This is a genomic window from Paraburkholderia sprentiae WSM5005, from assembly GCF_001865575.2.
Classification (GTDB): Bacteria; Pseudomonadota; Gammaproteobacteria; order Burkholderiales; family Burkholderiaceae; genus Paraburkholderia; species Paraburkholderia sprentiae.
The window spans coordinates 2,342,534-2,361,405 of record NZ_CP017562.2 but is presented as its reverse complement, the minus strand read 5'-3'; the positions used below and the strand labels follow the sequence as shown (position 1 = coordinate 2,361,405).

Genomic DNA, 18,872 nt, shown 5'->3' with positions numbered 1-18,872 from the left:
CCACGCGTCAATCACCGTAGGAAGGCATTCGTATCCGGTGGTGCGGCTGGGCTTCAAACCCAGTTGAGGGCGTCAGACGCTCTCGGGTCGGTTCGACTCCGGCTGCCTTCCGCCAGACATGGCTTCCGGGCAATTCCGATATCTTCCGAAAACGTCCTCCAGGTCGCTGATTTTAAAGCGGTTTATGGGTAACGACGTGCTTGCCGCTTCCGCCAACGTCCCGCACAATTTCCACACGAAGTATGGGTGGCGACATGGGTTTTGTGGGTAGAAATGGAGGGCAACATGGCAGGACGACAGTTGCATCGGCTCAGCGCGCTGCGGGTCGCGAAGGAGTGGCTCCGGGTCATTATGCTGACGGCGGTGGCCTCTATCTGCTGATCGCGGACAGCGGTGCGCGTTCGTGGGTGTTTCGTTTCAAGCTAAACGGGCGTGTACGGGAAATGGGCCTCGGTCCGCTTTCGCGAGTCCCGCTTGGCGAGGCGAGGAAACTGGCCGCCGGATACCGTGACATGGTCAGAGTCCTGATTGATCCCATCCTCGCGCGGCGTGAACAGCAGCGTAGACAGTTGCTCGATATCTCGTCGGAGGCCAACGTGACATTTCGTGAGGCCGCTGAAGCGTTTATCCGCGTGCAGGAACCTCAGTGGCGAAACCGCAAGCATGTCCAGCAGTGGGGCAACACGCTCAAAACGTACGCGTATCCCGTGATCGGGGAGGTCCGGGTGCGCGACATTGACACCGCGATGATCGTGCGGATTCTCCAGCCAATCTGGACGAAAAAGGCGGAAACCGCGCGCCGTGTGCGTGGCCGCATCAAGGCCATCCTCGATGCGGAGACTGTGCTGGGCATCGCACCGGCAGCAACCCGGCGCGCTACGTCGACCATCTGCAACTCGTCTTACCACGGCCGAAGAAGCGGTCGCAAGTGAAACACCATCCGGCGTTGCCATGGGAAGATATCCCGAGTTTTGTGCGCGAACTGGAACAACGTCCCCGCCGCGCGGCACGGATCCTTCACCTGCTCATCCTCACGGCAACCCGGACGAACGAGGTGCGCTTTGCGCGGCCAGAGGAATTTGATCTGGACAACTGTGTCTGGTCAATTCCCGGCGACCGCACGAAAAGTGGTCGGCCGCTTCGCGTGCCGCTTTGCGAGCGGGCCGTCGACATCGTGCGCAGCGCGCTGCCCAAGGCGAAATACGGGTATCTGTTTCCCGGCTGCAAGGAAGGGCACCCATTGTCGAACATGGCGATGCTGATTCTGCTGAGACGCATGTCGCGGTATGGGATCACCGTGCATGGTTTCCGGTCGACGTTCCGCGACTGGGTGGCCGAATGCACGGAATACCCTGATTCGCTGGCGGAAGAGGCACTAGCTCACGTAATTGTTTCGCAGACGGTGGCGGCCTACCGGCGCGGCGATCAGCTAGAGCGCCGGCGTCTGATGATGGACCACTGGGGAAGGTATTGCGGCAAAAAGCAGGAAGACGCGGTGTCAATGGCGTCGGCCGCATCCCAAGCGTTCGCCGCATAGTTGCTGTCGAACACCCGAAATGCCTGGCCGTTAGACAGGCTTCCTACGATCCGTCATGGGCATTGCGCGCGGGCGGGCGTTGGCGAGGGACGTTGGCTTTGCCGGCAGAACATAGTTCTTGTATGGGGTGCAGGTGGTCGGAGGTTCAAATCCTCTCGCCCCGACCAATAGCTATAAGGGCTCCGTCAGGTTGCTGCGGAAGACGCCGGTACAATGAAGTGATGAAGAAAACCAAATCGCTTTATCACGGTTACCGCTTCCCTGCCGTCGTCATCAGCTGCGCGGTTCGCTGGTATTTCCGGTTCAGCCTGAGCCTGCGCGACATTGAAGAGTTGTTGCTCGAGCGTGGTGTCGTGGTCACGTACGAAACGGTCCGTTGCTGGTGCGACAAATTCGGCGCTGGATTCGCCCGTTACGCCAAAGCGGCGCAGCGCAAGCCGGGCAGCACATGAAATCTGGACGAGATGTTCGTGACGCTGCGCGGCGAGCCGTACCTGTTGTGGCGAGCGGTAGACGAGCATGGTGTCGAACTCGACGTGCTGGTGCAAAAGCGGCGCGACAAGGCCGCGGCCAAGCGCTTCTTTCGGCGGGTGCTGCGATCCAATCCGGTGCCGCGCAAGATCGTTACCGACCAGTTGCGCAGTTATCCGGCGGCGAAGGCCGATATTCCTGAGCTCGCCCAAGTGAAGCACATCTTCGTCAAATCGGCTGCGCGCGTGAACAACCGCGCCGAGAATAGTCACCAGCCAACCCGCAGGCGCGAACGCCAGATGTGCGGCTTTCGCGATGCCCGTCGCACGCAGACGTTTCTCTCATGCTTCGGCCCGATCCGGCAGCACTTCGCGTTGCCCAGACATCGGATGAACGCGGCATGTCACCGCGCCATGTTGCAAGAACGGCTCGCTACATGGCATGACTGGACCGCCTCACTCGCAGCCAACCGGGCTATCTGATAAGGATAACTATTCTTGAGGCCGGCACGTAGCCTGTGCTTCTCAACTTGACAGTGCCTTCGTTAGTTCGCATCCGGTGCTGCGATCGCCGTTGACGCGTCTTTGAGCGCCTCTTCCAGCAATCCATCGCTCTCGTCTTTAAGTCCCACGCCAGTGAGGCCCAAGCGGCGCGCATGCGTCAGCAGATAGTGCAGCTTGTGCGCGGCTGCGCCGTGACTCAATCCCTCGGGGCGCACGTTCGAAATGCAATTGCGTTGCGCATCGGCGCACCCTACTTTAGGCGCATACGTCAGGTAGATGCCGAGGCTATCCGGCGAGCTCAGCCCGGGACGTTCGCCGATCAGCATCACGACGAGCCTGGTCCGCAGAATTTCGCCGATGTCATCGCCAAGCGCCACCCGTGCTTGCCGAGCGACCACCACCGGACCGATTCTCCAATCCGCAAGGCGTAAAGAGACGGCCCTCAAAAGCGGAATGGATTGCTTTGCAGCAGCGCAGGCCGACAGCCCATCGGCAATCACGAACACCACTTCCGGCGCTTCGATGGAGGCTTGCGCAAGCGCCTCGCGGCTCTCCTCCGACAGGCGTCTGCCCAGATCCGGACGCCGCAAGTAATGCTGACGGTCCGGCGCAGCACTATGCACATCGAGCGTGGTGAAGCCGTTCGCACGCAACTGCTCATGCAGCGAATCGGCGTCGAGCGGATGATGCACCGCATCGCGTGCCTGCGCGTGCGATAGATTGAACGCGAGCAGCGGCCCAGTCGGCAGGCTGTTGCCGGCACGCCCTAATGCGATACGCGCATTGGTGAACTGACGCAATGCGCTCCAGGGGTTCTTTTCGAGGAAGTCGTTGCTCATGCGATCCCCATCCATTCGCGCGCACCTTCCAGCAAAGGTTGCCGTATCGCGCCATTGAGCAACACGCCGAGCGCGTCGGCGACCCGCATCGACTCCAGCCACTCTTCGAATTCCGGCGCACGCCTTAGGCCCAATACGTCGCGCACATAAAGCGCATCGTGGAATGAGGTGCTCTGGTAGTTCAGCATCACATCGTCCGCGCCGGGGACGCCCATGATGAAGTTGATTCCCGCGACGCCGAGCAGCGTCAACAGGTTGTCCATATCGTCCTGATCGGCTTCCGCGTGGTTCGTGTAGCAAATGTCGCAACCCATCGGCACGCCGAGCAGCTTGCCGCAGAAGTGATCTTCGAGACCCGCGCGCGTGATCTGCTTGCCGTCATAGAGGTATTCCGGGCCGATGAAACCGACCACCGTATTGACGAGAAACGGATTGAACTTTCGTGCCACCGCATAGGCGCGCACTTCGCAGGTCTGCTGGTCGACGCCATGATGCGCATTCGCCGACAACGCGCTGCCCTGCCCCGTTTCGAAATACATCACGTTGTTGCCGACTGTGCCGCGATTGAGCGAGAGCGCCGCTTCATAGGCTTCCTGCAGCAAAGCAAGCGAAATGCCGAAGCCGGCATTCGCTTTTTCCGTACCGGCAATCGACTGAAACACCAGATCGACCGGCGCGTCCTTGCCGATTGCGGCAATCGTGTTGGTGACGTGCGTCAGTACGCATGATTGCGTCGGCACCTGATAGCGTTGCCGGAAATCGTCGACCATCAGCAGCAGCGTGGTGATCGCGGCCAGGCTGTCGGTAGCCGGATTGATGCCGATCATCGCGTCACCGCAACCGTACATCAGGCCGTCGAGCATCGAGGCGGCGATGCCCTTGACATCGTCGGTCGGATGATTCGGTTGCAAGCGTACTGACATGTGGCCAGACAATCCCACGGTGGTGCGAAAGCGTGTGATCACCGGACGCTTGCGCGCCGCCGCGATCAGGTCCTGGTTACGCATCAGCTTCGACACCGCGGCGACCATCTCCGGTGTGAGGCCGGCGGAGATACGCGTGAGTGCATCGGCATCCGTCCCGCTGCTGAGTAGCCAGTTGCGGAAATCGCCGACCGTCAGATGGGATATCTCGGCGAAAGCTTCGGGCGAGTGATCGTCTATGACAAGGCGCGTGACTTCATCGCTTTCGTACGGAATCAATGCCTCGTTGAGGAAGGTGCGCAACGGCACCTGCGCGAGTGCCATCCTGGCTGCGACGCGTTCTTCCTCACTGGCCGCCGCGGTGCCAGCGAGCTGATCGCCCGAGCGCAGCGGGCTCGCCTTCGCCAGCAACGTTTTGAGATCGTCGAACCGGTAGGTGCGTGTGCCGATCGCTTCGGTATAGCTCATCTCGCGTTGCTCCAGAGTGCCGCGCACGTTAGCGCCATGTCAACACAGGCCACCCACACTCGTTCGCATGCGCTGCCAGCGCCGGGTCCGGATTGACCACATGCGGCCTGTCGACCTCGCACAGTAGAGGTAAATCGTTTCGCGAGTCGGAATAGAAGCTGGCACCGGCCAGGCTTTCGTCGTGCGCCTTTAGCCATGCGCGCAGCCGAACTACCTTGCCTTCCCGATACGTCAGTACGCCGGAGGTGCGTCCCGTATAGACACCGTCCTCCGTCTGGATATCAATCGCCAGAACATGATTGATACTGACTCGCGCCGCAATTGGCTCGACCAGATGCGCGCTCGACGCCGAGATCACCAGCAGGGTGTCGCCACGCTGGCGATGGGCGTCGATCACATTCCGCGCGTCGGGCCGAATTCTCGGCTCGATCACCTGTTCAACAAACGCATCGATCTGATGGCGCACATCAACGACGCGGCGACGGGCGAGCGGTGCGAGTGTTGCTTTCATGTAATCGTCCATCGTAAGCAACCCTTCGCCGTAGGCACGCATCATCTCGTCGTTTTGCCGTACAAATGCATCGGCGTCGCCGACCCATCCCAGGCGTGCCATCTCGCTGCTCCACAAATTCGCGCAATCTCCATTGATAATCGTGTCGTCAAGATCGAAAATCGCTAAAGTCATCCGGCCTCCGTTGAGTCAAATTCTCGATGCCGCGGCAGCATCAAAACGCGAGATCCATGCCAGCCACCGCGGCCGCTTTTCCTTAATGTGTTACCGGTACGGCGACCGTCGAAGGTGCGCGGCCGCGCACAGGCTTCGCGAACAGCCGGTCGAGCCGGGCGATCTCGTCGGTCGACGGTTTGATCGCTAACGCAAACACGACGAACACGACGAAGTTCGCTGCGAGCCCGACAATCCCGCTGGTCAGCGAACCGAGCGCGCGGATGTCGTCCGGATAGACGGAAGTCAGCACGATCGCGATTGCAATGCCCACCAGCATTCCCGCAATCGCGCCCTGCTTGTTGCCACGCCGCGTGAAGATGCCGAAGAACAGCGGGACCGCAAGCTGGATGATCCCTTGATATGAAATCTGCGCGAGTAATTGCAGTCGGCTGTAGTCGAAAGTCAGATATGCAAGGATCGCCGCTGCGACGATGAACACGACCATGCCCGCCTTGGACAACACCATCAACTGGCGATCGGTGCGCGGCGTATTCCACGTCGCGAGGTCGTTGGCGAACTGCGTGCCGCAGACCTGCACACAACCGTCGACATGGCCGATGCTCGCCGCAAGCACAATCACGATTGCCACCGCGAGAAGCCACGGGCCGCCGATATCGGCGAGTGCGACGAACCAACCGTGCTGCGGCTGTGCGGCTACGTTCGGGTCCTGACTCGCGGCAGCCGCGAACAGCATCAGGATGCAATAGAAGCCGCCGACCAGCAGCATCGTCAGCAGCGTGCCCTTCTTGACGGCCCTTACGCCGCTCGCCGTATAGATCCGCTGGAAGCTCATTGGCCAGCACATTGAGCCGATCACACCGGTGAAGATCAGGCTGAACATGTACCAAGGACCGTAACCGGTACGTGAGTCGCCGGGAATCAGCAGCATCTTCGCAGGCAGTTGCGACAGGTTGGAGAATGACGCGTGGTTGCCGAATAGCAGCAGGATGCACAGCACCGCGCACAGCACGTACGCAATCAGCCCCTGGAACATGTCGGTCATGATCAGCCCCCGCATCCCCATGCTGACGGTCCAGTACTGGCGGATCAGTACAATCACAACACCAGCAGTCAGGCAGGCCGTCACGGTCCACTGGCCGAACGTTGCGAACTGGAATAACGTCGCGAGCGCCTGGATGCCCATCACGACCCACGGAAACACCGAGATGATCCCGATGATCGACGCGATTCGCTTGACGACCGGGCTGTTGTAGCGCATGCCGAGGAGGTCCGGCTGCGTCGTCAGGTTGAACTGCCGGCCCCACGACCACGCCCGGTTTGCCATCAGATACATCGCAGTCACGCCGAGCGTCGCGTAGACCATCCCGTAGAAACCGAGCACGCCGCCGACCGACAGTGCGAAGAACGCGGTGAACGTCGAGCCGGGCCACCAGGAGTTCGTGTAGCTCATCGCGACGAACCACGGGCCGTACGAGCGGCCGCCGACGGCATAGTCGGAGAAGCTTGTGCTCCGGCGGTTGGTCGCATACAGCACCGCGATCATCGCAACGAGGAACACGACGATCATGCCGAACGTGACGACCGGGTTGCCGGGATTCGTGAAGTGGGTCATGTCGGTTCTCCTTCGTTGTCGAGTTCGCCGGACACGCCTTCAGCCACGTACAGCGCCCATATGCCGAGCCCGACCAGGACCGCGTTCGCGATCCAGTAGAAGATCGGCAGCGGTACGCCGAGCACGAGTTGCTTACTGCCGCTGACGCCTAGATAGAACGGCGGACACAGCGCCATCAGAAGAAGCAGGAAGAAATAGATGCCGAATACAATCTTCTTCGAATTCGGCATCGAGCTTTGGATCGATTCAGCCATGATCGGCTCCTCGCTAGCGGCGGGTTGAAGGACACGAATGGAACGCGCTGTCATCTCGCGCGCCCAGCCGATAGGCACCGCCTTCGGGGTGCCGGGCCGAAGGTGGCGTCAGATCCGCCCGGACGCGGTCAATCGCTTTTAATTTCGCTCTGGATTCCTTAATAACCATAATGCCTTTCCATCCTGAAAATGAAATCGGGTTCTCAATAGGTCGTCAAGCTCAAGCGTCGGCGCACAACGAGTTTATGCACGGAGCTGTTTTCAAGCGCCTGGCTTCTTCACGCCTGCCTCAGCCATGTCTCCCACTGCGGATCCTGAAAGACGATGCGAGCGCGCATCTGTTTCCAGAACCCGTACTTATAGAAATCGAAATCGAGCCGCGACACCGCACGCTGCACCATCGCCCACGTCGACCATTTCAGATCGGCGAGCGCCTTGTTCAACTGCACACGCGCGACGACCTGGGGCGTCACGCGACCGAAATAGTCCTCGAGCAGCGCAAGTTCCATCCCAGGCGCGAAGAACATCTCGCCAAACCACAGGGCGAGCTCGTAATGCCGGTCGTTGTTCGACGCGTACTCGAAATCGACCAGGCGAATCTCGCGCGCATCGTTCAGCATGAAGTTGCCGGCGAGGGTATCGTTCATGCAGGGCGCGAGATCCAGGCCCGACGCTTCGAGCGCCGCACGGGCACGACGGTATTGCTGGCACAGCCAGTCGTGATCCGGGGGTTTAACCGCGTGCAATGCTTCGACCTGCTGCTGATGTTCGTCGATCATGTCAAACATGGTCTTCGTCTGAGCGAGCACCGGCTGATCATTGAACGCCTTCAGGGCACGCAATGCGTTGTGCCGGACCTCACGCTCGAGGAAGTCGAGGTTTGACGACGCGCGCCAGCCTTCCATGAACTCGAACACCTCGACGCCCAGATCCTCGAGGAACGCGAACACCGGCGCGCCGTAGCCTGTTATCGCGGCCTTCACGCTCGCTTCGTGTGCAGTGCGGCGGTCGATAAACATCTCTGTGCCCTGGCCCGGCACTTTGAAAAAATACGCAGTCTGCGCGCCGTCGACTTCGACGCGCCAGTTCGTGTTCGAGATGCCGCCACCTACCGGTGCGTAGCGAATGTCGTACCCTTTCCATGCAGGCATTGCACGAATCGCTGCTTCAATCTCGTGTTCATGATGGGTCTGAGCCTGACCGAGTGCTTTCATCGAATCATCCCTTCAGCAGATGAAGCCAGCCTTCGAAGCGCGCGTCCTGAATGCCTTGTCGGCAGCGCAACGATGTCCATTGAGCGAGTTTCGTGAATTCGAGACGGCGCGGTGACGTCGTGCCTAGCCACAATCCCCACAGTGTCCAGTACCAGTCGTTGACAAGCGCATACAGACGGCAACGCGCGTAGTCGACTTCGTCGCAACGGCCAGCCCAGCGCACGATGCCCTCCCGCCATTGCGGCTCGAACTGATACAACTCGTTCAGCGTGATAGCCACGTCGTACCAGGGGTCGCCGCAGCCGCCGTAATCGAAATCGATCAGCTTGAGTTCGCCTTGCGGGCCAACCATCACGTTGCTCGCAAGGCCGTCACCGTGCAGTGGCACGACCTCTACGTCCGATGCCTGCAACGCATTCCATGCACGGTCTATGCAGTCGTCGGTCCGCAACCCGTCGATCGGCAATTCCACCGCATCACGTCGACACAGCGCCCGAAGTCGGGCGATGTCGTCCATCGGAGACGAGACAAACATGGGTGCTGGACCGTCATGCACTTGCCGCTTCGCCGCCCACAGCGCGTCGAGACGCTCGGGTGACGCCAGATCGTCAACGCGCGCCCAGCGCCATTCGGAGGCCTCCAATCGATCGAACAGCAGCACGCCGCGCTGCATATCAACGATGCGCAGCGCGACCGTTGCTTCCGCTTGTGCCGCACAGCGGCTCGCGTCGACGGTCCGCGCAACGTCGATCAATTCTTTCATATCGTCGTGCAGCACTTTCGCATACCACGATTGAGCGCCCACCGCGACGACGAAGCCGGCCCATTCGGTCGCGAGCCGCGTTGGCGACGCGACTGCTCCGGTACCGTGCCCAACCTGCGCGTCGTTGCCTAGCCCTACTGCATGCAGCGCGTCGAGCAATCGAAGGGACTCAGGCGATTCCGTCAGCATCATCGCCCTCAAAGGTAGCTCGACGGTTCAGTGCAGATGCGCTCCAGCAACGCGCTCAACAGACGCAGGCCATTGTGCAGATCGGCATCAGCGGTGTACTCGGCTTCGTTGTGCGAGACGCCACCGCGGCTAGGTACGAACAGCAGGCACGTCGGCGTGACGCGACTCATGCTAATCGCATCGTGGCCGGCGACGGTGACGCTATCGCCCGCTGGCAGGTCGAGTTGGAGGCTAACGTCGTGGGCAAGTCGCGACAAGCCATCATGCAGCTTCAGCGGGGCGCGAAGCTGGCGGCTTTCGATCTCGATGCGCGTGCCGGTCTGTTCAGCGATATTCCGCAAGGTCGCCTCGAAGCGTGTTGCAGTGCCGTCCAGCAGCGCAGTGGACGGCGAACGGAATTCAATGTGTAGTATCGTCCTCGACGGCACGACGTTCGGCGAATTCGGATATACGTCGAGGCGGCCAACCGAACTGTGCATTTGCGCGCCGTGCCGCACGGCTTCCGCATGGACCGCGGCGATCGTGTGCGCTGCCGCCAGCAATGCATCGCGCCGGTCGGCCATCGGTGTAGGGCCGGTGTGATTCTGCTCGCCGTCGAAGCGCACTCGCCATTTCAATGCGGCCCACGTCTCGCGGACCACGCCAATTGCGAGCCCCTCGCGCTCGAGATTCGACGCCTGCTCGACGTGCATCTCGACATATGCGGCAATAGGCAGATCGAGCATCGCATCGCCGAGATAGCCAATCTGCTCCAACGCACTCTTCAGCGTGACGCCTTGCCGGTCCTCGCATGCCCACGCGTCGTCCAGCGACATCGCGCGGGTGAACACACTGCTACCCGTCAGGCTCGGCTGGAAACGCGCGCCTTCTTCGTTGGTCCAGTCAACGACCGCCAGATTGCATGGCGCACGGTGACCACTCGCGCGAAGCCTCTGCGCGATGCCGACGATCGCGGTCGCGCCGGCAAGCACGCCGTATACACCGTCAAAGCGGCCAGCGCTCGGCTGGCTGTCGAGATGCGACCCGCACAACACGTACGGCGCGCCCGGCGTCAAAGTCATAAGCCCGAAGACGTTGCCGATTGCATCGATGTGCACATCGAAACCGTGCTCGTCGAGCCAGATGCGGAACAGATCACGAACCTGTCCGTCCTGGGCCGACGCCGCGAGCCGATGCAGACCGCCGGCCGGCGTCGCGCCAATCGCGGAGCTTGCGCTGAACAGCGCGTCGAACGCGCGCAACTCATCGGCGTTGGGTTGAACCAGTTCAGGGATGGACGATATCGACATGAGCTTGTTCCAGGCGGTCCATGTAGTCGGCCGACAGCGGGCGGTTTGTGACGAGCGTCGCGATCGCGTCGAACGGTAGTGTGTTGATGAACGTGCGATGGCCAAACTTGCCATCGTCGGCGAGCACGACGCTACGCACGCAATGCACAACAAGCGTTCTGCGCAGCATGGCTTCGGATTCTTCGTAATCCATCAGCCCGAGCTTCAGATCGACCGCGCCAATGCCCATAAAGGCGATGTCGTAATGGAACTGACGGGCGAATTCGAGCGTGTGCGGGCCGATCAATGCGTTGTCGTTGCGACGGACGTCGCCTGGTGTGACGAGCACGTGGTTGTCGCTCTGCTGCGTCAGCAGTTGCGCAATGTCGAGCGAGTTCGTGACGACTCGCAACTGGCTGAAGCTTGTCAGCTGATGCGCGAGTGCGAGGGTTGTCGTGCCGGTGTCGAGGAACAGCGCCATTCCCTCCTGCACGAGGCCGCTTGCGCATTCGGCAATCTTCGCTTTCGCCTGTGTCCTGATCCGGTTGCGGACCTGCAGCGGTTGCTCCTCGTTAAGCCGCGGCAGGATCGCGCCGCCGTGAACGCGACGCAATTTGCCGAGTTCTTCGAGATATTTGAAGTCGCGGCGAATCGTTTCTTCGGAGACGACCAGCTGCGTAGCGAGGTCGGCGGCCTTCACGCGTTTCTGCTGGCTCAGAAAACGCATGATTTCTTCGAGGCGAGGCTGATTCAGCATAGGTAGATGAGTCCGGCGTACAGGGAAGCAACCAGTGTAACGAGGTTTGCCGCGCGTTCGGATCACGCGGTGGCAGCGCCCGGATTGTGCCAACAGGCGGTGGTGCGTCGGCGTGGCCTCGTCCGCGTCGAGACGTTGCGCCGCTTGCAACTTCGTCTGTTGCTGGAGCACAGGTGTCGGCGGTGCCATCAGCGCGCGCCGTTCTGGCCAGGCACCGACTTGATGTGCGTCGAAATGGCAGATCGTCACGGTGCGCTCCTAGCCGACGAGCAACGGCGGCAGCCGATGTTCCCACGGCGCAATTGCCTCGAACGCCGCGCAGAACTGCAGCACGTCGCCATCTGCGAAGCGCGGCCCGATGACCTGCAAGCCGATTGGCAAACCTGACGGACTCCAGCCGCACGGCACGCTCGCCGCTGGGTTGCCGGACAGATTGAATGGGTACGTGAACGGTGTCCAGCGCGCCCACGGCACCGCGGTGTCGTCGACGCCATCGAGGTCAGATGGCGCAATCCGGTCCGCGTCGAACGGAAGAATTGGCAGCGTTGGCGTCAGCAGCAGATCGAAGCGCTCGAACAGCTTGTGGACCTTGCAAGCGAATGCCGCGCGCTGCTGGACCGCGGTCAGATAGCCGGCCAGATCGTAGTCCGCAGAACGTTCGATTAGCGTCGCGAAGCCCGGTTCGAGCTCCTCCTTGCGATTGGCAAGCGACTTGCCGTACACGATTCCGCGGCCGCCGACCCATAGGGCCTCGAACGTCGGCAACGGGTCATGCCATTCGAGCGCGGGCATATCAATCGTGACTGGCAGCGTCCGCGCAATCTGATTGACCGCCGCTTCAACTGCTGCCGCAACAGCCGGATCGACGTCAACGTTGAACAGCGTCGGACAAAACGCGACGCGCAGCGGCCGCAGCGGCGAATCGCAACGCGCGAGGAACGTTTCAGTCGGTGCTGGCAAAGCTTGGTGATCGCGTGGGTCGGGACCGGATAGCACGTCGAACAGCAGCGCGCTGTCGCGCACGGTCCGTGTGATCGGGCCGGCATGGCTGAGCATTTCGGTCGCCGACCAAGGCCACGTCGGAATCCGGCCGAGCGAGCCCTTGAGCGCAAACGTGCCACAAAACGCACTGGGAATCCTTACCGAACCGCCACCGTCCGAACCGAGCGACGCGGGCACCATCCGTGCGGCGACCGCGATCGCCGAACCCGAACTGGAGCCGCCGCTCGTGAGTTGTGGGTTCCAGGGATTGCGGCCGTTGCCGAATACGCGCGACAGGCTCGCGCCGCTCCAACCGAACTCGGTCGTCGCGGTCTTGCCGACGATGATCGCCCCTGCATCCTTCAGGCGTCGGATAATCGGCGCATCATCCGACGGTACATAGTCGAGCGCGGTCAGCGAACCCCGCGTCGTCCGCAGTCCAGCGGTCGAAAACAGGTCCTTGACGCCGAACGGAATGCCATGCAGTGGCCCTCTAAAACAGCCGCGGGAGGCTTCGCGCGTCAACGTTTCGGCCTCAGCCGCCGCCGTTTCGGTGTAGATGTCGCCGAATGCGTTCAATGTGGGATTGTGGGTTTCTATCGCCTTCAGACTGTGCGCTATCAACTCACCCGGCGTCAGGCTGCCGTTCCTGATCCGATCAGCGGCATCAAGAACCGTCGGCGCAGAGACGCATTTTGACCCGTATGTCATCCTAAATCCTGAATGGGACAGCGCATTGGCTGGTTGGATGCATTACAGGTTGGACAAAAACTGGTGTCAAGCGCGTTTTATTGGTTTTGTTGGATTTGTTGGATATGTTGGGTTCCACCATCCACTCTAATCAAGCGCTTTCTGGTGCAGAGCCGCCGCGACAAGGCGGCGGCCAAACGGCTAATGCGCAAGCTGCTCAGGCGCTACGGCTGCCCACGCGTGATCGTCACGGACAAGCTGCGCAGCTACGCGGCGGCGAACAACGAACTGGGTCTGAAAGTCGAGCATCGGCAACACAAAAGGGCACTGTCAAGTTGAGAAGCACAGGCTACGTGCCGGCCTCAAGAATAGTTATCCTTATCAGATAGCCCGGTTGGCTGCGAGTGAGGCGGTCCAGTCATGCCATGTAGCGAGCCGTTCTTGCAACATGGCGCGGTGACATGCCGCGTTCATCCGATGTCTGGGCAACGCGAAGTGCTGCCGGATCGGGCCGAAGCATGAGAGAAACGTCTGCGTGCGACGGGCATCGCGAAAGCCGCACATCTGGCGTTCGCGCCTGCGGGTTGGCTGGTGACTATTCTCGGCGCGGTTGTTCACGCGCGCAGCCGATTTGACGAAGATGTGCTTCACTTGGGCGAGCTCAGGAATATCGGCCTTCGCCGCCGGATAACTGCGCAACTGGTCGGTAACGATCTTGCGCGGCACCGGATTGGATCGCAGCACCCGCCGAAAGAAGCGCTTGGCCGCGGCCTTGTCGCGCCGCTTTTGCACCAGCACGTCGAGTTCGACACCATGCTCGTCTACCGCTCGCCCACAACAGGTACGGCTCGCCGCGCAGCGTCACGAACATCTCGTCCAGATTTCATGTGCTGCCCGGCTTGCGCTGCGCCGCTTTGGCGCAACGGGCGAATCAGCGCCGAATTTGTCGCACCAGCAACGGATCGTTTCGTACGTGACCACGACACCACGCTCGAGCAACAACTCTTCAATGTCGCGCAGGCTCAGGCTGAACCGGAAATACCAGCGAACCGCGCAGCTGATGACGACGGCAGGGAAGCGGTAACCGTGATAAAGCGATTTGGTTTTCCTCATCACTTCATTGTACCGGCGTCTTCCGCAGCAACCTGACAGAGCCGAGCCACGTGCTCTATCAGCGCAAGATTCGGCGTGCGCGAAATCGTCGGAAAGGCGATCAACGCCTTCAGCAGTTCGGCACTGCGGCTCAGCGTCATTCCGGCTTCACCGCGACCACGTCGATTTCGACGAGCCATTCCGGGCGCGCTAGCGCCTGCACGACGATGCCAGTCGACACCGGGAACACGCCTTTGAGCCAGCGGCCCATTACGTTGTAGACGGCCTCGCGATAACGCGGATCGATGATGTACACCGTCACCTTGCAGATGTCTTCGAGCTTGCTGCCGCACTCGTCGAGCAGCATCTTGACGTTCGCCATCGCCTTCTCGGTTTGCGCGGTGACGTCGCCGATGCCGACCGACTCGCGCGTGTCGAGATCCTGGCCGATCTGGCCGCGCAAATAGATCGTTTTGCCGGCGATCACGGCCTGGCACAAATCGTTGTCGAGCTTCTGTTCTGGATAGGTTTCGCGCGTGTTGAATTTACGGATGCGGGTATGGGTGGTCATGTCGTTATGAACGTGCTGTCAGTGGTGAAGAATCTTTGAAAGGAAGCGCTTGGCGGCGGCGCTGGCGGCGTCCTGGAAGAACACGTCGGTCGGACTGTCTTCGATGATCGCGCCGTCCTCCATGAACACGACGCGGTGCGCGACGCGGCGCGCGAAGCCCATCTCGTGCGTGACGACCATCATCGTCATGCCTTCGCGCGCGAGCTCGACCATCACGTCGAGCACTTCGTTGACCATCTCCGGATCGAGCGCCGACGTCGGCTCGTCGAACAGCATCGCCGTCGGATCCATCGACAACGCGCGCGTGATTGCGACGCGCTGCTGCTGGCCGCCCGACAGTTGCCCCGGATACTTGTGCGCATGCGCCGACAAACCGACGCGATCGAGCAGCTCGCGCGCTTTCGTGCGCGCCTTGACTTCGGCACGACCCAGCACGATGCGTTGCGCGAGCGTCAGGTTGCGCGTCAGATCGAGGTGAGGGAACAGCTCGAAATGCTGGAACACCATGCCGACGCGGTTGCGTAGCCTCGGCAGATCCGTCGACTTCGCGGTGAGCGATGTGCCGTCGACAAGAATGTCGCCTTTTTTGAAACGGCTCCAACGCATTGACCGTTTTAATCAGTGTTGATTTACCTGAGCCCGAGGGCCCGCACACCACGACGATCTCACCTTTGTTCACGTGCGTCGAACATTGCTTGAGCACGTGGTGCGTGCCGTACCACTTGTCGATGCCGCGAATGTCGATGATCGGCGTCGTCATTTGTCGACTCATTTATCAAAGTACCCCGCGCGGATCGACGCGCCAATCAGATTGAGAATCAAACGGCCCGCCGTCACGCACGAAATCAGATTCGCGTCGTCTTTCTCCGGCTGGATTTCGACGATGTCCATGCCGACCACGCGTCCCTTCTTCACCAGACCGTGGATCAGCTTGCGCGCCTGCACGAAGGTGACGCCGCCCGGCGCCGGACCCGCGACGGCCGGCATCACCGACGGATCGAGACCGTCGGCGTCGATCGTCAGGTAGTAGTTGCCGCCGTCCGGAATGCGCGCGAGCACCGCATCCATGCCGATGTCGTGAAGCTCGTACGCGGTAACGAGTTCCGCGCCGTACGCACGCGCGGCGACGAGTTCCGCGGCACGGCCGCTGCCCTGTGCACGCAGGCCGATCTGGAAGATGCGATCGACGTGGGTCATCTCCGACGCGCGGCGGATCGGACTCGACAGGCCTTCGCGCACGCCGTTCACTTCGTCGCGCCAGTCGAGGTGGGCGTCGATATGCACGAGCGTGATTGGGCCTTTCGCATCGAGGCCGCGCAGCACCGGCGTCGTGACGCCGTGATCGCCGCCGAGCACTATCGGCATCGCGCCGCCAGCGACGATGCGGCGCACGGCCGCTTCGGCGCGCGCGTAGTGCTCGCCGGGCCTCGTCAAGTCGGGAATCACGTCGCCGCAATCGACGAAACGGATATTGGTGCGGCCTTGCAAAAGCGGGCCGTCGATGTCGAAGTCGTAGTGCTCGGGCTTGCGCACGACCCGATCGGTCGCCTGACGGATCGCCGACGGCGCGTTAGTTTGATCGTTGCTGTAATCGGACGGCGCATACGGCGCGCCGTACGGCATGCCGAGCACGGCGATATCGGCCTGGAGGTTATCGATATCGAGATCGAGTTCCGAATACAGCAGCGTCGGGTGGCCGATGCGTGGCGCAACGGTGTAGTGGCTCATGCGTGTGTCTCCAGATGAAAGGCGGGATGCGCGTCAAACGTGGCGCGTGCGGCGTCCGATTACGGTCTCCAGTCGGCGACCGACGCCAGCGAGAAGCACGCTGCAGATCCAGTAGATCAATGCCGTCGTGCCGAGCACTTCGACATACGCAAACGTGTTTGCGGTGAGCAGATTGCTCTGGTATGTCATCTCCGGCAGGGCCATCACGGAGAAGATCGCCGAGTCCTTGAACATCATTATCACGAGGCTCGTGGTCGGCGGTGTAATGAACCCGAACATCTGCGGCGCGATCACATGACGCTGCGCCTGCCAGAACGTCATGCCGAGCGAGAAGGCCGCATACGTCTGGCCGCGCTGCACGTTGCGCAGCGCGGCGCGCAGGATCTCGCAAAAGTAGCCGCCGGTGTAGAACGCCGTGCAGCCGATCGCGACCGTCATCGCCGATGCGCCTACGCCAAGCTTCGGCAAGCCGAAGAACGACAGGTAGACGAGGATCAGATACGGAATGTTGCGCACCAACTCAACGTACGACAGCGCGACGGGCCGCAGCCACGTGCGCGACTGCGCCGCATACGCCGCGACGATACCCGCCACGACGCCGAGCGGTATGCCGATCGCGCTGACGAGCACGGTGACGCGCAAACCTTCGAGCAGCGGAGGAATCGCTTCGCGGACGATCGAAAAATCAATGGCCATGGGGCAACATCCTCGAAACGCGGCGCTCGCACACGCGCGAAGCGGCCGAGATCAAAAACAGGATCACGAAGTAGACGGCGGCGGTGATCGTAAACACCTGCAGCGGCAGATCTGTTTGTAGCGTCGCGTTGCGCGCGACCGTAGCGAGTTCGGGCACCGCGATGATCGACATCAGCGACGACGCTTTCAGCAGGATCGTAAATTCGCTGGTGAGCGGTGGAATCGACCGGTAGATCATCTGCGGCAGCAGCACGTGACGCCAGACCTGCGCGGTGCGCATGCCCATAGCGTAGCCGGCGGCCCGCTGTCCCCATGAGATTGTGCCGAGCGCGGCGCGCAGAATCTCGGCGGTGTACGCACTGGTGTTACACGCGAGCGCGGCGATGCCGGCGGCGATCGGCGAGATCGAAATATTGAGCAGCGCCGGCACCAAGTAATACGCGATCAACATGTGTATCAGCGCCGGCGTGCCGCGGATCAGGCTAACCCACAGCACGACCAGCGAGCGCAGCGGCGCAATCGGCGAGATGCGCGCGAACAGAAGCACGATGCCGAGCGCAAGGCCGATCACGAACGCGCAGGCCGATGCGGCCAGCGTGAGCGCCGTGCCGGCGACGACGCCGTCGAGGAACGGCATCATCACGCCGCCTTTAGCGATCCAGTCGAACATGGTGGCGTCAGATAGCGCCGGTCGGCAGATAGTTGCTGCGCGGCGTGTCCATCGGCGCGCCGAACCACTTCGTCTGCAACGCGGCGAGCTTGCCGTTCGTGCGGAATTCGTCGAGCGAATCGTTGATGAACTTGCGGATCTCGAGGTCGCCCGGATTGGCGACCCACGCAAGCAGCTTCGGCTGGCCGATCGTGCCGGCGATACGGAACACGTTGGGCTGGCGTTTCATCTGCACTGCGGCGATGTTCGACGGCATCAGCGCGACGTCGATGGTCTTGTTCGCGAGCGCGTTCGATACGTCCGGATATGCCTGGAACAGCTTGGTGCCCGCGTAGCCCTTACCGGTCTTTTGCTTCAGATCTTTTTCGAACTCGTCGGCAACCGGCTGCGAAGACGAGCCCATCTGGGTGCCGATCGTCTTGCCGCCGATGTCGAGGTCGCGTTTGATCGACGCGTCGTCGGCGCGCACCAGAAGCACTGAACGCACGACACCGACCGGCTCGCTGAACGCGAAACGCCTGGCGCGCTCCGGCGTAATGCCGACGCTGGTCGCGACGAAGTCGAATTTGTGCGACATCAGGCCTGGCAGCAGGCCTTGAAATGGCAGGTTCATCTGTTCGAGCTTGACACCGAGCTTCGCCGCCATCAGCTCCAGCACGTCGTGGCCGTAGCCGACAATCTGCCCGTTCTCGACAAATTCGAACGGCTCGTACGCGGCTTCGGTGCCGACCGTCAGCTTGCCGCGCTTCTTGATGTCGGAGAGCGTGCCGCCTTCGGCGAGCGCGATCCGCGGCAGCGCCAGAGCGGCGCCCGACGCGAGGGCCGCTCTCACAAAAGATCGTCTGGACCAGTTTTTCATTGCTTTCTCCGCGTAATAAACGTGTGGGTGCCGGCCGGGTACCGCGTGGTCGCCGCGACTTCGCGCTTTGGACCTGGCGACCGAATGTACGACGTCATA

Annotated in this window: 16 protein-coding genes, 1 tRNA gene and 5 pseudogenes; 4 read left to right on the top strand and 18 right to left on the bottom strand. The window is 61.5% G+C overall.

The window, feature by feature from the left end:
- Window positions 1-19: 19 nt before the first annotated feature.
- From BJG93_RS27500 to BJG93_RS27490, 3 genes and pseudogenes are all read left to right on the top strand, one after another.
- Window positions 20-115, top strand: a tRNA-Sec gene (locus BJG93_RS27500).
- A 170-nt stretch (window positions 116-285) separates the two neighbouring features.
- Window positions 286-1,537, top strand: a pseudogene (locus BJG93_RS27495) (tyrosine-type recombinase/integrase).
- A 221-nt stretch (window positions 1,538-1,758) separates the two neighbouring features.
- Window positions 1,759-2,490: pseudogene (locus BJG93_RS27490) on the top strand (IS6 family transposase).
- Between the two features lie 62 nt (window positions 2,491-2,552).
- On the opposite strand, the gene eutC reads toward BJG93_RS27490, so the two are convergent.
- The 10 genes from eutC to BJG93_RS27440 all read right to left on the bottom strand — a co-directional run bounded on the left by eutC (window position 2,553) and on the right by BJG93_RS27440 (window position 13,046).
- The gene (eutC, locus tag BJG93_RS27485) at window positions 2,553-3,350 is read right to left on the bottom strand and encodes an ethanolamine ammonia-lyase subunit EutC (RefSeq protein ID WP_034478008.1); all 798 of its coding nucleotides are present in this window, start codon (window positions 3,348-3,350) and stop codon (window positions 2,553-2,555) included.
- Window positions 3,347-4,741: an ethanolamine ammonia-lyase subunit EutB gene (locus BJG93_RS27480; RefSeq protein WP_027195225.1), complete on the bottom strand. Its 1,395-nt coding sequence runs from the start codon at window positions 4,739-4,741 to the stop codon at window positions 3,347-3,349. Before BJG93_RS27480 ends, eutC begins: the two co-directional genes overlap by 4 nt.
- A 28-nt stretch (window positions 4,742-4,769) precedes the next feature.
- A complete protein-coding gene (locus BJG93_RS27475; protein WP_027195224.1) occupies window positions 4,770-5,426 on the bottom strand; it encodes an HAD family hydrolase in 657 nt (218 codons plus the stop codon).
- 82 nt (window positions 5,427-5,508) lie between these two features.
- The gene (locus BJG93_RS27470; RefSeq protein WP_027195223.1) at window positions 5,509-7,041 is read right to left on the bottom strand and encodes a sodium:solute symporter family protein; all 1,533 of its coding nucleotides are present in this window, start codon (window positions 7,039-7,041) and stop codon (window positions 5,509-5,511) included.
- Window positions 7,038-7,295 carry a hypothetical protein gene (locus BJG93_RS27465; RefSeq protein ID WP_027195222.1) on the bottom strand — a complete coding sequence of 86 codons (258 nt, stop codon included), beginning with the start codon at window positions 7,293-7,295 and terminating at the stop codon, window positions 7,038-7,040. The genes BJG93_RS27470 and BJG93_RS27465 overlap by 4 nt, the downstream gene beginning before the upstream one ends.
- Before the next feature lie 278 nt (window positions 7,296-7,573).
- A complete protein-coding gene (locus tag BJG93_RS27460) occupies window positions 7,574-8,509 on the bottom strand; it encodes a choline kinase family protein (RefSeq protein WP_027195221.1) in 936 nt (311 codons plus the stop codon).
- 4 nt (window positions 8,510-8,513) lie between these two features.
- Window positions 8,514-9,464 carry an aminoglycoside phosphotransferase family protein gene (locus BJG93_RS27455; protein ID WP_231337540.1) on the bottom strand — a complete coding sequence of 317 codons (951 nt, stop codon included), beginning with the start codon at window positions 9,462-9,464 and terminating at the stop codon, window positions 8,514-8,516.
- Window positions 9,465-9,469: 5 nt separating this feature from the next.
- Complete coding sequence (locus BJG93_RS27450; RefSeq protein ID WP_027195219.1) at window positions 9,470-10,750, bottom strand: Zn-dependent hydrolase; 1,281 nt, start codon at window positions 10,748-10,750, stop codon at window positions 9,470-9,472.
- Complete coding sequence (locus BJG93_RS27445) at window positions 10,728-11,486, bottom strand: DeoR/GlpR family DNA-binding transcription regulator (protein ID WP_027195218.1); 759 nt, start codon at window positions 11,484-11,486, stop codon at window positions 10,728-10,730. Before BJG93_RS27445 ends, BJG93_RS27450 begins: the two co-directional genes overlap by 23 nt.
- A gap of 258 nt (window positions 11,487-11,744) precedes the next feature.
- Complete coding sequence (locus BJG93_RS27440; protein ID WP_231337539.1) at window positions 11,745-13,046, bottom strand: amidase; 1,302 nt, start codon at window positions 13,044-13,046, stop codon at window positions 11,745-11,747.
- 273 nt (window positions 13,047-13,319) lie between these two features.
- Between BJG93_RS27440 and BJG93_RS27435 the strand changes: the two are divergent.
- Window positions 13,320-13,478 (top strand): annotated as a pseudogene (locus BJG93_RS27435) (DDE-type integrase/transposase/recombinase); the annotation flags it as partial.
- 60 nt (window positions 13,479-13,538) lie between these two features.
- On the opposite strand, the pseudogene BJG93_RS27430 reads toward BJG93_RS27435, so the two are convergent.
- From BJG93_RS27430 to BJG93_RS27395, 8 genes and pseudogenes are all read right to left on the bottom strand, one after another.
- Window positions 13,539-14,270, bottom strand: a pseudogene (locus BJG93_RS27430) (IS6 family transposase).
- Window positions 14,270-14,410 carry a hypothetical protein gene (locus BJG93_RS27425; protein ID WP_154671729.1) on the bottom strand — a complete coding sequence of 47 codons (141 nt, stop codon included), beginning with the start codon at window positions 14,408-14,410 and terminating at the stop codon, window positions 14,270-14,272. The pseudogene BJG93_RS27430 and the gene BJG93_RS27425 overlap by 1 nt, the downstream one beginning before the upstream one ends.
- Complete coding sequence (locus BJG93_RS27420; protein ID WP_018420443.1) at window positions 14,407-14,820, bottom strand: RidA family protein; 414 nt, start codon at window positions 14,818-14,820, stop codon at window positions 14,407-14,409. The genes BJG93_RS27425 and BJG93_RS27420 overlap by 4 nt, the downstream gene beginning before the upstream one ends.
- Window positions 14,821-14,838: 18 nt before the next feature.
- Window positions 14,839-15,580 (bottom strand): annotated as a pseudogene (locus BJG93_RS27415) (amino acid ABC transporter ATP-binding protein).
- Window positions 15,581-15,588: 8 nt separating this feature from the next.
- Window positions 15,589-16,548: an agmatinase gene (locus tag BJG93_RS27410; RefSeq protein ID WP_027195216.1), complete on the bottom strand. Its 960-nt coding sequence runs from the start codon at window positions 16,546-16,548 to the stop codon at window positions 15,589-15,591.
- Window positions 16,549-16,581: 33 nt separating this feature from the next.
- Window positions 16,582-17,244: an amino acid ABC transporter permease gene (locus BJG93_RS27405; protein WP_027195215.1), complete on the bottom strand. Its 663-nt coding sequence runs from the start codon at window positions 17,242-17,244 to the stop codon at window positions 16,582-16,584.
- Window positions 17,234-17,914 (bottom strand): amino acid ABC transporter permease, encoded by a 681-nt coding sequence (locus BJG93_RS27400; RefSeq protein WP_027195214.1) that lies wholly within the window; start codon window positions 17,912-17,914, stop codon window positions 17,234-17,236. The genes BJG93_RS27405 and BJG93_RS27400 overlap by 11 nt, the downstream gene beginning before the upstream one ends.
- A 7-nt stretch (window positions 17,915-17,921) precedes the next feature.
- Entirely contained in the window at window positions 17,922-18,773 is an 852-nt protein-coding gene (locus BJG93_RS27395) for a transporter substrate-binding domain-containing protein (RefSeq protein ID WP_027195213.1), read from the bottom strand.
- Window positions 18,774-18,872: the final 99 nt, after the last annotated feature.

Coding starts and splice junctions, on each gene's coding strand:
- eutC (WP_034478008.1), bottom strand. CDS start 3,350: ATGAGCAACGACTTCCTCGAAAAGAACCCCTGGAGCGCATTGCGTCAG.
- BJG93_RS27445 (WP_027195218.1), bottom strand. CDS start 11,486: ATGCTGAATCAGCCTCGCCTCGAAGAAATCATGCGTTTTCTGAGCCAG.
- BJG93_RS27395 (WP_027195213.1), bottom strand. CDS start 18,773: ATGAAAAACTGGTCCAGACGATCTTTTGTGAGAGCGGCCCTCGCGTCG.
- BJG93_RS27455 (WP_231337540.1), bottom strand. CDS start 9,464: ATGATGCTGACGGAATCGCCTGAGTCCCTTCGATTGCTCGACGCGCTG.
- BJG93_RS27425 (WP_154671729.1), bottom strand. CDS start 14,410: ATGACGCTGAGCCGCAGTGCCGAACTGCTGAAGGCGTTGATCGCCTTT.
- BJG93_RS27470 (WP_027195223.1), bottom strand. CDS start 7,041: ATGACCCACTTCACGAATCCCGGCAACCCGGTCGTCACGTTCGGCATG.
- BJG93_RS27480 (WP_027195225.1), bottom strand. CDS start 4,741: ATGAGCTATACCGAAGCGATCGGCACACGCACCTACCGGTTCGACGAT.
- BJG93_RS27405 (WP_027195215.1), bottom strand. CDS start 17,244: ATGGCCATTGATTTTTCGATCGTCCGCGAAGCGATTCCTCCGCTGCTC.
- BJG93_RS27460 (WP_027195221.1), bottom strand. CDS start 8,509: ATGAAAGCACTCGGTCAGGCTCAGACCCATCATGAACACGAGATTGAA.
- BJG93_RS27450 (WP_027195219.1), bottom strand. CDS start 10,750: ATGTCGATATCGTCCATCCCTGAACTGGTTCAACCCAACGCCGATGAG.
- BJG93_RS27420 (WP_018420443.1), bottom strand. CDS start 14,820: ATGACCACCCATACCCGCATCCGTAAATTCAACACGCGCGAAACCTAT.
- BJG93_RS27400 (WP_027195214.1), bottom strand. CDS start 17,914: ATGTTCGACTGGATCGCTAAAGGCGGCGTGATGATGCCGTTCCTCGAC.
- BJG93_RS27465 (WP_027195222.1), bottom strand. CDS start 7,295: ATGGCTGAATCGATCCAAAGCTCGATGCCGAATTCGAAGAAGATTGTA.
- BJG93_RS27410 (WP_027195216.1), bottom strand. CDS start 16,548: ATGAGCCACTACACCGTTGCGCCACGCATCGGCCACCCGACGCTGCTG.
- BJG93_RS27475 (WP_027195224.1), bottom strand. CDS start 5,426: ATGACTTTAGCGATTTTCGATCTTGACGACACGATTATCAATGGAGAT.